16 protein-coding genes are annotated in these 14204 nt (G+C 37.9%); 15 read left to right on the top strand and 1 reads right to left on the bottom strand.

Going from position 1 to position 14204, the window contains the following annotated elements; translation table 11 throughout:
- The 11 genes from H964_RS11880 to H964_RS00030 form a co-directional block, all read left to right on the top strand.
- The coding region (locus H964_RS11880) for a Uma2 family endonuclease (RefSeq protein WP_051109274.1) at positions 1 to 865 on the top strand (865 nt) is incomplete at its 5' end.
- A 110-nt stretch (positions 866 to 975) separates the two neighbouring features.
- Entirely contained in the window at positions 976 to 2040 is a 1065-nt protein-coding gene (locus H964_RS00070) for a bifunctional phosphoglucose/phosphomannose isomerase (protein ID WP_039763472.1), read from the top strand.
- A gap of 42 nt (positions 2041 to 2082) precedes the next feature.
- A complete protein-coding gene (locus tag H964_RS00065; RefSeq protein ID WP_039763470.1) occupies positions 2083 to 2802 on the top strand; it encodes a phosphatase in 720 nt (239 codons plus the stop codon).
- A gap of 27 nt (positions 2803 to 2829) precedes the next feature.
- Entirely contained in the window at positions 2830 to 3801 is a 972-nt protein-coding gene (fba, locus tag H964_RS00060) for a class II fructose-1,6-bisphosphate aldolase (protein ID WP_039763468.1), read from the top strand.
- Positions 3802 to 3996: 195 nt separating this feature from the next.
- Positions 3997 to 4140, top strand: coding sequence for a six-cysteine ranthipeptide SCIFF (gene scfA / locus H964_RS12005; protein ID WP_083931403.1), 144 nt, complete (start codon positions 3997 to 3999; stop codon positions 4138 to 4140).
- Between the two features lie 96 nt (positions 4141 to 4236).
- Entirely contained in the window at positions 4237 to 5598 is a 1362-nt protein-coding gene (gene scfB / locus H964_RS00055) for a thioether cross-link-forming SCIFF peptide maturase (protein WP_039763466.1), read from the top strand.
- Positions 5599 to 6111: a gamma carbonic anhydrase family protein gene (locus H964_RS00050; protein WP_039763463.1), complete on the top strand. Its 513-nt coding sequence runs from the start codon at positions 5599 to 5601 to the stop codon at positions 6109 to 6111.
- Between the two features lie 121 nt (positions 6112 to 6232).
- Positions 6233 to 7480, top strand: coding sequence for a protein translocase subunit SecD (secD, locus tag H964_RS00045; protein WP_039763461.1), 1248 nt, complete (start codon positions 6233 to 6235; stop codon positions 7478 to 7480).
- On the top strand, positions 7480 to 8409 hold the full coding sequence (gene secF, locus H964_RS00040; RefSeq protein WP_039763459.1) for a protein translocase subunit SecF: 930 nt from the start codon (positions 7480 to 7482) through the stop codon (positions 8407 to 8409). Before secD ends, secF begins: the two co-directional genes overlap by 1 nt.
- A gap of 112 nt (positions 8410 to 8521) precedes the next feature.
- Complete coding sequence (locus tag H964_RS00035) at positions 8522 to 10189, top strand: ribonuclease J (RefSeq protein WP_039763457.1); 1668 nt, start codon at positions 8522 to 8524, stop codon at positions 10187 to 10189.
- Positions 10190 to 10249: 60 nt separating this feature from the next.
- On the top strand, positions 10250 to 10480 hold the full coding sequence (locus H964_RS00030; protein ID WP_039763478.1) for a YlmC/YmxH family sporulation protein: 231 nt from the start codon (positions 10250 to 10252) through the stop codon (positions 10478 to 10480).
- A gap of 57 nt (positions 10481 to 10537) precedes the next feature.
- On the opposite strand, the gene H964_RS00025 is transcribed toward H964_RS00030, so the two are convergent.
- A complete protein-coding gene (locus H964_RS00025; protein ID WP_237738141.1) occupies positions 10538 to 11254 on the bottom strand; it encodes a carbon-nitrogen hydrolase family protein in 717 nt (238 codons plus the stop codon).
- A 219-nt stretch (positions 11255 to 11473) separates the two neighbouring features.
- Here H964_RS00025 and H964_RS00020 point away from each other — a divergent pair, with 219 nt between their 5' ends.
- The 4 genes from H964_RS00020 to H964_RS00005 all read left to right on the top strand — a co-directional run.
- Entirely contained in the window at positions 11474 to 12733 is a 1260-nt protein-coding gene (locus tag H964_RS00020) for a UDP-N-acetylglucosamine 1-carboxyvinyltransferase (protein ID WP_039763454.1), read from the top strand.
- A gap of 21 nt (positions 12734 to 12754) precedes the next feature.
- Complete coding sequence (locus H964_RS00015) at positions 12755 to 13552, top strand: MBL fold metallo-hydrolase (protein ID WP_039763452.1); 798 nt, start codon at positions 12755 to 12757, stop codon at positions 13550 to 13552.
- Between the two features lie 44 nt (positions 13553 to 13596).
- On the top strand, positions 13597 to 14043 hold the full coding sequence (gene rpiB / locus H964_RS00010) for a ribose 5-phosphate isomerase B (RefSeq protein WP_039763450.1): 447 nt from the start codon (positions 13597 to 13599) through the stop codon (positions 14041 to 14043).
- 39 nt (positions 14044 to 14082) lie between these two features.
- Positions 14083 to 14204, top strand: a 122-nt coding sequence (locus H964_RS00005) for a uracil phosphoribosyltransferase (RefSeq protein ID WP_039763447.1), incomplete at its 3' end; no start/stop codon positions are given.

Genomic DNA, 14204 nt, shown 5'->3' with positions numbered 1-14204 from the left:
GATAGCTGAACTTCGTGAACAGCATAAACACCAGACGAATGAACTTCGCCACCTGCAGAAGCTCGAAAAGGACTTAGACTTCATCAAGCAGGCTCTTGAGAACGGTTACTGGAAAGTAGAGTACGAAGCACTACAAAGCGAATTAAAAATGATGTGGGATACTGCTCTAACCATTGACAATAAAACAGGGGAGGTAGTTGTTACCACTCCCAGACAGGAAAAGAAAGTTACTATTGATTTTAGCGAAGCTGGTAAACAAGTTCAAGAACAGGAAGAATTATTGACTTTTGCAATACACGGAGGTGGCAAGATTGCAACACGTCAGCTATTTGATAAGCTCCATATTACCGTTCACGTATACCATGACCGAGTGGAGGTGAGAGGGTTAATACCAATAGGGAATATCAATATTAGTTCGTTTCAGAGGGTTGTAGGTAACCTATTTGGTCTTTTGTGGCAGTTTTTTAGGGACAAGCCTTGTAATGTATACATCGCACCTTTTGATGTTTTATTTGGTGAGGAAGAAGAGCTTGATGTCAAGACAGTTTTGCAGCCAGACATTTTTGTTGTTTGTGATAAGAGCAAGTTAGATAGCAAAAGGTATTGCAAAGGTGCACCTGATTTTGTTATAGAGGTTTTATCACCGTCGAGTGTGACAGCTGATTTTGTACTCAAATACAATATTTATGAAAGATATAGTGTTAAAGAGTACTGGATTGTAAGCCCTGATGAAGAAAAAATAATTGTTTTTAGAAAAGAAAGTGAGGGTAAGTTTGGGAAAGCTATAATATATGAAAAAGGCAATATTATATCTACCACTTTATTTGAAGGTCTTTTGATAGATGTTGATGAGGTGTTCAAATGAGATCATTTTATATATTGTAACACATTTGTTTTGGCTTTTAAAGTTGAAAAAACTGAAAAATTATTATATTATGAAATAGGAAAATTTAAAGAAAGGAGAAATGAAGAGCTATGCTTGATAACTTAGAGATGATTGCACAAAACGACCCAAGCGGTATGTTTCAGGCGGTTTATAATCTTCCTGAGCAGATTCAAAAGGCTTATGAGATAGGGAAAAATATCAGCGTTGATATCAAGGCAGAGGATATAGATAAAGTTGTAATCACTGGACTTGGCGGTTCTGCAATAGGCGGGAATCTCGTAAGAGTATTTGTCTTAGACCAGTGCAAGGTACCTGTAATTGTTAACAGAGACTATGTACTGCCTGCATATGTCGACTCTAAGACACTTGTGATTGCATCAAGCTATTCAGGAAATACAGAAGAGACACTTTCTGCTTACCAGGATGCAAAGGCAAAAGGTGCAAAGATTGTGGCTATCACAACAGGCGGAAAGCTAAAAGAGATGGCTGAAAAAGATGGATATTATGTAATTACAATTCCTGGTGGGCTTCAACCACGAGCAGCGCTTGGATATTCGTTTATCCCGCTTTTGATGCTTTTTGTAAAAATTGGGCTTATTCCTCCTGTCGATGACCAGATTGAAGAGACAATAAAAGTTCTGAGCGATCTCAGAGAAAGGTACAAACCAGAGGTACCAGAAGAAAAGAATTTGGCAAAAAGGCTTACATTAAAACTCTGGAATAAACTACCAATTATATACGGAATTAGCGGTACAACAGAGGTTATTGCAGAGAGATGGAAAGGACAGATATGTGAGAACTCAAAATCACCTGCATATTTCAATGTCTTTTCTGAACTGAACCACAATGAGATAGTTGGAACAGAGTCGCCAAAGCACATCTTAGGGCTTTTTGAGATTGTAATGCTTCATGATGTTGAGGATCACAAGAGAAATGCAATTAGAATGGACATCACAAAGGATTTAGTAAAAGGTATTGTATCAGGTGTAAATGATATATATTCAATAGGAAATTCAAGACTTGCAAGGATGTTTTCACTGATTTATCTTGGAGATTATGTATCACTCTATCTTGCAACACTTTATCAAAACGATCCAACTCCTGTTAAAAAGATTGATATTTTAAAGAACAAGCTTGCAGAGATAAAGGACTAAAAAAGCCTTTTGAAAAAATTTTTAGCTGAGAGCTGATTAGAGATGTTTTTAGAAGTAGAGACGCACTGCCATACAATCGCAAGTGGCCATGCTTACAATACCTTAGAAGAAATGGTCATTGAAGCCCAAAATAAAGGTTTAAAAGGCATTTGTATTACTGACCACGGCCCTGAGATGCCAGGGTCGTGCAGTAGTTTATATTTTTACAATTTAGTTGTTGTGCCAAGAAAGATTGATGGTATAATGGTATTTAGAGGATGCGAAGCAAATATTATTGACTATGAAGGTAGTGTTGACCTTCCAGAAAGTGCCCTAAATAGGCTTGATTTTGTAATTGCAAGCTTGCATGATGTTTGTATCCCACCCGGGACAATTTTGGACCATACCAGGGCATTGATAGGTGCCATTAAAAATCCAAATATACTCTGTATTGGGCATCCAGGAAATCCCTTGTATGAGATTGATAAAGAAGCAGTTGTTAGGGCTGCAAAGGAGTACAATAAGGCTATTGAAATAAACAATGCGTCGTTTTATGTAAGAGAAAAGAGCAGGGAAAACTGTATAGAGATTTTAAAGCTTTGCAAAAAGTATGGTGTCTACATTGCAATGGGCTCAGATGCGCATTTTAAGACAGATATTGCAAGGTGTGATGTCACAAGAAAACTTATTGAAGAGTATGAGTTTCCGCATGAGCTCATAGTCAACAAAAGCCTTGAGAACTTTTTGGAGTTCTTGAGGCTTCATGGGAAAAATATTGAGTAATTAACTTTAAGAGGAGGTAAAGTTAAAATGCCACTTGTAACAACCAAAGAGATGTTTAAAAAGGCCGCTGAGGGGAAGTATGCTATTGGTGCCTTCAATGTCAACAACATGGAGATTATCCAGGGGATTGTTGAGGCAGCAAAGGAGGAACAAGCACCTCTGATTTTGCAGGTCTCAGCAGGAGCAAGAAAATACGCAAAACACGTCTATCTTGTAAAACTTGTAGAGGCAGCTTTAGAGGACTCTGGTGATTTGCCAATTGCACTTCACCTTGACCATGGCGAGGACTTCGAGATTTGCAAGGCGTGCATCGATGGCGGATTTACATCTGTTATGATTGACGGTTCACGTCTCCCATTTGAAGAGAACATTGCGCTTACCAAAAAGGTTGTTGAATATGCGCATGAGCGAGGAGTTGTTGTTGAGGCAGAGCTTGGAAAACTTGCCGGCATTGAGGACAATGTAAAAGTTGCAGAGCATGAGGCAATGTTTACAGACCCTGACCAAGCAGCAGAGTTTGTTGAAAGAACAGGTGTTGACTCATTGGCAGTTGCAATTGGAACAAGCCATGGTGCATATAAGTTCAAGGGTGAACCAAGACTTGACTTTGAAAGGCTTCAGAGAATAGTAGAAAAGCTTCCAAAGGATTTTCCAATTGTTCTTCATGGTGCATCGACAGTTTTGCCAGAGTTTGTTGAGATGTGCAACAAGTACGGTGGTAATATCCCTGGTGCAAAAGGTGTGCCAGAAGATATGCTAAGAAAGGCTGCTGAGCTTGGTGTGAGAAAGATTAACATTGACACAGATTTAAGACTTGCAATGACAGCAGCAATAAGAAAACATTTGGCAGAACATCCTGACCACTTTGACCCAAGACAGTACCTCAAGGATGGCAGAGAGGCAATTAAAGAGATGGTTAAGCATAAGCTGAGAAATGTTTTGGGATGTAGCGGAAAAGCTCCAGAGATATTGGAAGAGATTAAGAAGAACAGAGGATAAAGTTGGCTTTTGGCAAGTAAAGTGAATTTTTGTTTAAGTGAATTTTTATTTAAAGACAAAAAGAGGCTAAGGGGAATGGCCTCTTTTTCTTTTTTGTAAAATTGTATTGTTCAATACTTTGTGATAAAATACTATGTGTTATTTTAAAAATTCTTTTTTAGAAAACCATTTTATGAGGGAGGTTATAAGAAGAAGATGAAGCATATTAAAGTTATTGCAAAGAATGCTCTTTCCAAAACAGTTGTAAGCGGTGGATGTGGCGAGTGCCAGGCATCTTGTCAGTCGGCTTGCAAAACATCTTGCACAGTTGGAAATCAAGTTTGCAGAAACAAAAAGTAATTTTGGAAAAATAAAGGAATATGGGCTGTCAATTGAAGATTTGAGGCAGCCCGGTCTTGCTATTTAATCTTTTATGGGAGGAAAAATCTTTTCAAGATGATTCACGCTTTTAAAAAATTTGGCCTAAACATTGTTTTAGATGTTGCCTCTGGTTCAATCTTTACTGTGGACGATGTTGCATTTGAAGTGATAAAGTACTTTGACAAAAACAATACATTTGAGGGAGTATATGATAGTTTAGGTTTTGACAGGCATGAGATTGAAGAAGCAGTAAATGAAGTAGAAAAGCTAATTGAAGAAGGGGTTTTATTCACTGAAGATGAGTATAAGGATTTGAATCTCATTGAAAAAAGAAATCCTGTTATAAAAGCTCTTTGTCTTCACGTTTCGCACGACTGTGATTTAAGATGTAGGTACTGTTTTGCTTCGACCGGGAGTTTCAAACAGGAAAGAAAGCTTATGAGCTTTGATGTTGGGAAAAAGGCAATTGACTTTTTGCTCAAAAACTCTGGTTCAAGGAAGAATTTAGAGGTTGACTTTTTTGGTGGAGAGCCTCTTTTGAATTTTGAGACTGTCAAAAAGATTGTTGAGTATGCAAGAGAAGAAGAGAAGAAGTATGGCAAGTATATATCTTTTACACTGACAACAAATGCAACCGCTCTTAATGATGAAATTATTGAATACTTGAATGAGAATATGGAAAATGTTGTGTTGAGCCATGATGGAAGACCTGAAGTAAATGATTTTATGAGAATTGACAGAGAGGGCAGAGGCACTTATGACGTGATTACACAGAATATTTTGAAGTTTATACAAAAGCGAAATGGGAAAACTTATTATGTGAGAGGAACATTTACTTCAAAAAACCTCGACTTTTCAAAAGATGTTTTACACCTTTACAATCTTGGTATAAGAGAAATTTCTGTTGAACCTGTTGTTTTAGACGTAAAAAGTCCATGGGCTATTTTGCCGCAGCATGTAGAAAGGATAAAAGAAGAGTATGATATCTTGGCACAAGAGTATGTAAGTGCGAAACTAAAAGGGGAAGGATTTAACTTCTTCCATTTCAATATAGACCTTGCTGGGGGGCCGTGTGTATCAAAACGCCTAAGCGGCTGTGGTGCTGGGTTTGAATATGTTGCAATTGATCCTGACGGTAATATCTTTCCTTGTCATCAATTTGTTGACAAGCCGCAGTTTAAACTTGGAACAGTGTTTGATGGGATTACACGGGCTGATTTAGTTGAAGAGTTTAAGAAAAACAATGTATATGAAAAAGAGGAGTGCTCAAGCTGCTGGGCAAGGTTTTACTGTAGTGGAGGGTGTGCTGCTGCAAATTACAATATGTGCGGTGATATCAAAAAATCGTATACCGTCTCTTGTGAACTTGAAAGAAAGAGGGTGGAGGTTGCAATAGCTGCAAAACTATACCTTATGGAAAAGGGGATTGAAGGTTAAATGATTATTACTTATAAAGGTAAAACACCAAAGATTGCACAAAGTTGCTACATTGCACCAAACGCAACCATAATAGGCGATGTCGAGATTGGAGAAAATTCAAGTGTATGGTTCGGCTGTGTTATAAGATGTGAGGAAAACAGGATTGTAATTGGCAAGAATACAAATATCCAAGATTTGACCACAATCCACACTGATCATTGCTGCTCTGTCATAATTGGTGATGATGTAACAATTGGTCACAATGTAGTGCTGCATGGTTGCGATATAGGAAATAATGTACTTGTTGGTATGGGCTCTATAATAATGAATGGAAGCAAAATAGGTAACAATGTCTTAATTGGTGCAGGGAGCCTTATTACTCAAAATACAATTATTCCACCAAATACACTTGTATTTGGGAGACCTGCAAAGGTTATAAGAGTGCTGACGCAAGAGGAAATAGAACGAATAAGGATTTCTGCAAAAGAGTACATTGAACTTAGCAATGATTATAAAAATATTTGTAAATAGTAAGCTTAGTTTGTTGACTTTAGACTAATTTAAGGATTATAATACTAAAAGGACTGTAATGTTAAAAATGAAACTGAGTTTGTAAGCTTTCACAACAAGTAGAAAGAAAGGAGAAAGGGTTATGCAAAATAGGAGCTTGGCACAGTTTTTGATAGCAAGCCTCATAATCGCCTTTGCATTTTACATAGTCTTTTTTGGTCTGAATATCGGAACGGCAAGCATACCATCAGTGAAAGATGTGATAAGATATGGGCTTGATTTAAAAGGTGGGGTATATATTGTTTATGAGGCAGCAAAGGAAAATCCAACAAAAAGGGAAATGGAATCAGCTGTCCAGCTAATTCGTACAAGGCTTGATATGAGAAACTTTTATGATGCAACCGCAACTTTGCAGGGTTCAAAGAGAATCAGGGTAGAAATTCCAGGTGTCAAAGATCCTGACGAGGCTATTCAATATATAGGGAGAACAGCATTGATTGAATTCAAAGGTCCTCAGGGTGATTTGATTGTCTCAGGTAGAGATGTGGTTGATGCATACGCTCAGCAGACAGCAGCAGGCTATGTAGTTGCTCTTAAATTTAACAAAGAAGGAACTAAGAAATTTGCAGAGGGGACAAGAAAGTACCTAGGGCAGAATATTGGAATTTATTTAGATGGTAAATTAATATCAAATCCAACAGTTGAAGAGGAGATTACAAATGGCGAAGCCATAATTAGGGGTATGAAAGATTTAGAAGAAGCAAAGACATTGGCCCAGCAAATCAAAGCAGGTGCACTGCCATTTGCTTTAAATGTTGTAGAAAGCAGGGCGATAGGACCATCTTTGGGTAATGAAGCCTTGAGGACAACATTAAAAGCAGGTATTATAGGACTTCTTTTGGTATTCTTATTTATGATAATCTTTTACAGGCTGCCAGGGTTGATTGCAGATATTGCATTAGTTGCATATGTTGTTATACTTGTTGCAATAGTAGGGTACGCAAAAATAACACTTACCCTCCCTGGTATTGCGGGTATAATTCTTTCTGCCGGCATGGCAGTGGATGCTAACATCTTGATATTTGCAAGAATGAAGGAAGAGCTCCGAGCTGGAAAAACACTAAAAGCTGCAATGGATGCGGGGTTTAGACGTGCACTAAATGCTGTCATAGACTCAAATATAACAACAATCATAGCAGGACTTGTGCTTTTATTCCTTGGTACAGGTCCAATCAAGGGTTTTGCCTGGACACTTACAATAGGTATTGTTGTTTCATTCTTTACTGCAATTACTGTCACAAGGTTCTTGCTTGTATCTATCATAAACACAGGGTTTTTCAAGGATATGAGATGGTATGGCAGTAAGAAAACCAGGGAGGTGCGCGCGTAATGACAAATATTGATTTTATGGGCAAGAGAAAGTATTTCTATGTTCTGTCAATCTTGGTTATGATAATAGGCCTTATTTCATATATAATTCAAGGGTTTAACTATGACATAGATTTTACAGGTGGTACTGTACTTGAGATTAACCTTCACAAAGTTCCAAGTGCTGCTGAGATTACTGATTTAGAGAAGTTGACAAAACAGATTACAGGAACACAGACACCTATTGTCAGAAAGGTTGAAGATGGAAAAAAGATTATGATAAATGCACATGAGGTACATGGTAAAAAAAGAACAGAGCTTTCGAAAGAGACACGTGACAAGCTTTTTAATGCTATAGCTAAAAAGTACAATCTCAAAAAAGAAGATTTGGTTTCATACCAAAATGTTGGTGCTGTTGTATCGTCTGAGCTAAAATCTCAGGCTATCTGGGCTGTTGTGATAGCTTCAATCCTGATGCTAATCTACATTGCAATAAGGTTTGAGTTTAAATTTGGTACAACAGCGGTTGCAGCACTTTTGCATGATATTTTGATAATGTTAACTGTATACACTTTATTTAGAATTCCTCTTAACTCAACCTTTATTGCAGCAATATTGACTGTTGTTGGTTATTCAATAAACGACACCATTGTCGTGTTTGACAGGATAAGAGAAAATAGAAGAATTCAAGGAAAAATGGATTTAAAAGACCTTGTAAATCTGAGCATGAATCAGACAATAGGAAGGTCACTTTCAACTACTGCAACTGTTATAATTGTATTGTTTGTGCTGTACCTGATGGGTGTTCAATCAATAAAAGAGTTTGCTCTGCCACTGTTGATAGGTATTACATCTGGTACTTATTCGTCAATATTTATAGCAACTGCGCTGTGGTTCGACTGGGAAAGGAGTACAAGAAAGAAACTTCAGGCAAAACCAAAGAGAGCTTAATATTTTGTATATAGCTTTATTTGTTAAGTTTTAAAAAGCTCTTGCGAAAGTCTCTTTCGTAAGGGCTTTTTTAAAATGTCTTTATTTATTTTTATTTTTTGGAGGAATTTTTATGAGAAAAAGAACAGAGCATAGAATCAGAATTATTCCACTTGGAGGCTTAAACGAGATTGGCAAGAACATGACAGTGGTTGAGGTAGACGATGAAATTGTTGTAATTGACTGTGGTCTTGCGTTTCCAGAAGATGAAATGCTTGGCATTGACCTCGTTATACCTGATGTGTCGTATTTAGTGAAAAATAAGGAAAAGGTAAGAGCACTGATACTGACACATGGACACGAAGACCACATAGGAGCAATTCCATATGTTTTAAGAGATTTGAACATTCCTATTTATGGAACAAAGCTTACCCTTGGTCTTGTTGAGATAAAGCTATTAGAGTTTGGTATAGACCTAAACTCTGTAAAGCTCTTTACTGTCAAAGCTGGCGATGTGATTAGTTTTAACAATATGCGAGTGGAGTTTATCCGAACAACACACTCCATTGCAGACTCTGTTGCAATTGCTATACACACGCCACTGGGTGCTATTGTTCACACAGGTGATTTTAAAGTTGACTTTACACCAATTGAGGGTGAGCCAATAGATTTGATTAGGTTTGCAGAGCTTGGCAAGCAAGGCGTGTTAGCACTTTTGTGTGACTCGACAAATGCTGAACGCCCTGGTTTTACTCTTTCTGAAAAGACTGTTGGCGCTACCTTTGATAGGATATTTTCTCAAGCTCAAGGAAGAGTCATAGTTGCAACATTTTCATCACACATTCACAGAGTCCAGCAAGTGATAAACTCTGCAGAAAAACAAGGGAGAAAGATTTGTGTCTTGGGGAGAAGTATGGTAAATGTTGTTAATAAGGCGCTTGAGCTTGGATATTTGAAGATGCCTGATGGGATGCTGGTTGATGTTGATGAGCTTGAAAACTATCCGCCCAATAAGATAGTGCTTATTACAACAGGTAGCCAAGGCGAGCCAATGTCGGCTCTTTCGCGTATGGCTTCTGCTGAACATAAAAAGGTTGGTATAATTCCAGGGGATGTTGTGATAATCTCAGCTGCGCCAATTCCTGGTAATGAGAAGTTTGTCAACAGGGTAATAAACGATCTTTTCAAACAGGGTGCACAGGTGATTTATGAAGACATCGATGATATTCACGTGTCGGGTCATGCATGCCAGGAAGAGATAAAGCTTATACACAATTTAACACGGCCAAAATATAGTGTGCCTGTACATGGGGAGTTCAAGCACTTAATCCACCATGCTAAACTTGCAATGGAACTTGGAGAAAAAAATGTTTTTGTTTTAGAAAATGGTAAGGTACTTGAGATAACAAAAGATTCTGCAAAGGTTGTTGGTATGGTCCAGGCAGGAAATGTGCTTGTTGACGGGCTTGGTGTTGGTGATGTTGGGAATGTGGTGTTGCGTGACAGGCGTCATCTTGCTCAAGATGGACTTTTCATTGTGGTTCTCACAATTGATTCATCAACAAGAGATGTAATTGCTGGGCCAGAGATAATCTCAAGGGGGTTTATCTATATAAAAGAGTCTGAGCCACTAATTGAAGAGGCAAAAAAAGTGATAAAGGATGTTTTGTACTTCTGTAGCAAAAACGATATCACAGAACCAAATGCTATAAAGGTTATATTAAAAGATAATCTAAAGAATTTCTTGTTTGAAAAGACACGCAGAAATCCTATGATAATTCCTATAATAACCGAGATTTAACTATAGAAGTTGTTTTTGCATATAATGATAAAAGATACGGTTTTAAAAAAAGTGATAGAAATGTTCAAGTCGTCTGATTTGAGAGAGAAAGATGTGATAAATATATCAGACGGTAAAAAACTTGGAAAGGTTTGTGATTTAGAGGTGAATGTTAAAACAGGCAAAGTTGATGCTATTGTTGTCCCTGCGCCTTTTTCTGTAGGAAGTATCTTTTCAAAAGAAAAAGACTATGTAATTCCATGGGATAGGATAAAAAAGATTGGTGAAGATGTGATTCTGGTTGAGATATAAAAAGGGCTGTCTTGGGCAAAAAGTGACAGCCCTGTTATTTTTATAAGTTAAATTACCTCAAATCTCTACTGTCAAAAGATACTCACCGGTTTCATCTGCTTCGCATACCACACAGCCATCACCATCTACAATTAAGCTGTGTCCAAGACTTATCATATTTAAATGAGGTCCTACTGCATTTGCTAAAAATACAAAGTACCCATTTTCTACAGCTCTTGTTATAGGGATAGCTTTATTTTTGTCAATCTTCCACCTTGCCTCTTTTGGACTGTAAAAATGTGCAGCTAAAATGAACACACCACTGCAGCCAGCTTCTTTATATTTTTTGAATATTTCATAGAAGTTTTGGTCTCTGCAGATTGCAATGCCAAATCTTTTCTGCTTGAATTCAAATACAAGAGTTTCTTCGCCTTGCGAGAATATCTTCTTTTCAAGCTCAGTTGGATGAATCTTATCATATTTCAAGCTTTCACCTGTTGGGAAGATTACTGTTGCTCTGTTAAATAGCTTGTCTTCATGTTTAAAAGGGTGGCCTATTATGCTGCAGATTGAATATTCTGTGCACTTTTTTGATACTTCTTCTAAAGAAGTTAACACTATTCTATTCAAATCTTGAGATTGTAAAAGTTCAATGTTATAACCTGTCAGCGCCATCTCAGGGAAACACACCAAATCCACTTGTTCGTCTTTCGCTTTATCCAAAAAGTATAGTATTTTGTGGAGGTTGTTTTCCAGCAAATCGCAAATTTTCATCTGAACAACTCCAGTCTTCAATTCCTATCATCCCCTCAATATTTTTTTAAAAGACCATCCACCAATTTCTATTTTGACTTTATGATATCACTTTTTCAAGAGAGAAGTCTATTGTCCATTTTAGACAACTGCCAACTTGCTCAAAAAAGAATATTCTTCTTTTCATATTTCGCCACAATAGATATAATATAAAAGAATGGGGAATAGTAAAAAGTCTTTTTAGAGAGAGGGTGCAAGGATTTGAAACCAAATCATGAAAAACTAATCATAGAAGGAGGATATCCCCTTTTTGGAGAGGTTCCAATAAATGGTGCAAAAAATGCTGCAGTTGCTGTGATTCCTGCTGCCCTGATGACGGAGGGAGAGAGCATAATTGAGAATCTCCCCCTGATTGAAGATGTGTTTGCTATGGATGATATACTTTTGCGGCTTGGAGCAAAGATTGAATATGACAATCATTCATTAAAGATAGATGCAAGCAATTTACAAAGTTATGTAGCGCCATATGAAAGTGTGAGAAAGATAAGAGCTTCGTACTACCTGATTGGAGCGCTTCTTACCCGCTTTGGCAAGGCAGAGGTTGCAATGCCGGGCGGGTGCAATTTTGGTGCCCGTCCAATTGATCAGCATATAAAAGGTTTTAGAGCGCTTGGTGCTGATGTTAAGATTGAAAATGGTATGATAAAGGCATATGCAGAAGAACTTGTTGGAACTAAAATCTATTTAGATGTTGTGTCTGTTGGTGCCACAATTAATCTCATGCTTGCAGCTGTGAAGGCAAAGGGTACCACAATAATAGAAAATGCAGCAAAAGAGCCTCATGTTGTTGATGTTGCCAATTTCCTGAATGCTATGGGTGCAAAGATTAAAGGAGCAGGGACTGATGTCATTAGAATTGAAGGTGTGAAAGAGCTGCACCCTACAAGATACGCGATCATTCCCGATCAGATAGAAGCTGGTACATATATGATAGCTGCATGTGCAACAAAGGGACACATTAGAGTAAAAAACATAATCCCCAAGCATTTAGAGTCACTGACTGCAAAGCTACTTGAAATGGGTGCTGAGGTGAATGTATTTGAAGACAGCATTGAGGTGAGATGCAAAGAAAGGCTAAGGGCCTCCAGTATAAAGACAATGCCATATCCGGGTTTTCCAACTGATCTTCAGCCCCAGATGACAGTGCTTTTAAGCCTTTGCAGTGGAACAAGCATTGTCACAGAAGGTGTGTGGGAAAACAGGTACCAGTATGTAGACGAGCTAAAAAAGATGGGGGCAAATATCAAGGTTGAAGGAAGAGTTGCAGTTGTGGAAGGTGTTGAAAGTTTGCAAGGTGCAGAGGTTTCAGCAGTTGACCTTAGGGCTGGTGCTGCCTTAATTGTTGCAGGACTTGCCGCAAAAGGAAAGACAGTAATATACAATACAAAGAATGTAGACAGGGGCTATGAGAATATAGATTATAAACTCAAACTTTTAGGGGCAAGAGTCTCAAGAGTTTAAAGCAAAAGGGGAAAGAGCATAATGTCTTATGAAATAATCTTTTGTCCGCTTTATAGCGGTAGCAGTGGAAATGTAATCTTAATTTCATACAAAGACACGAGCATCTTGGTGGATGCAGGTGTGAGTTTTAGAAAGCTAACATGCGCTTTGAATAAAATTGGCTTTAACAAGAAAATTGATGCCATTTTACTATCCCACGACCATTCTGACCATGTGAAATGTGCAGGTGTTTATTTTAGAAAGCTGAATGTGCCAATTATAACAAACCACAAGACATGGGAAGCTGTAAAAAACTCACTTGGCAAGGTTGACGAAAGAAATGTACATCTGATTGAGACAGGGACAAGCTTTTCAGTCGGGAGCATTGGCATTGAGACATTTTCAATTCCACACGATGCAAAAGATCCAATGGGCTTTTGCTTCTATCTGGGGAGAAAAAAGATTTCAATATCAACCGATTTGGGGCATGTAAATGAGAAGGTTGCTCAGAAGATTGATTTTTCTGATATTATTCTACTTGAGTCGAACCACGATATTGAGATGTTGTTGACAGGTCCTTATCCTTATTATTTAAAGCAGAGGATAAAAAGCGATATTGGACATTTGTCAAATGAGCAGGCAGCACAGATGATTTTAAAGCTAAACCTTGAAAAGACAAAGAGGATTTACTTGGGGCATCTGAGTGAGGAGAATAACCACCCTGATGTTGCGCTGATGACCGTAAAATCCATCTTAAAAGAAAAAGGCGTGTTTGAGAGTTTTGATTTTAGCTTAGATGTGGCACAAAGATATCAGCCATCTTTGTGCTCTGTATTATAAAAATAGTATACATATAAAGTTTTTAAATGGAGGGAGAGATAAAATTGAAATTAGCAATTGGGGCTGACCATGCAGGTTTTAGATTAAAAGAGGCTGTAAAGAAGCATCTTGACAAAAGAGGAATTGAGTACAAGGATTTTGGCACATATTCAGAAGAGTCTTGTGATTATCCAGACATTGCAAGGGATGTAGCAGTTGCAGTTAAAAAGGGCGAGTTTGACTTTGGGATTTTAATCTGTGGTACAGGCATTGGTATTTCTATTGCTGCAAATAAAATAAAAGGCATTAGAGCTGCCCTTTGCCATGACACATTCTCAGCAAAGGCAGCACGTGCGCATAATAACGCAAACATCCTTGCGATGGGTGCAAGGGTTATTGGAGAAGGGCTTGCATGTGAAATTGTGGATAGTTTTCTGTCTGCCCAATTTGAAGGTGGAAGGCACCAAAGAAGAGTTGACAAGATACATGAGATTGAAAATACGCAGGATTAAATAACAATTTATAGAATTTACAGAAAGGAGAAGAGCTTAATGATTGAGTATAAGAAGAATGTGTATGTTTTTGATCACCCGCTGATTCAGCACAAACTCACATTGATTCGAGACAAGAACACAGGTAGCAAAGAGTTCAGAGAGCTTGTTGAAGAGATAGC

This window comes from Caldicellulosiruptor sp. F32 (assembly GCF_000404025.1).
Taxonomy (GTDB): Bacteria; Bacillota; Thermoanaerobacteria; order Caldicellulosiruptorales; family Caldicellulosiruptoraceae; genus Caldicellulosiruptor; species Caldicellulosiruptor saccharolyticus.
This window is presented reverse-complemented; position numbering and strand designations above follow the sequence as displayed.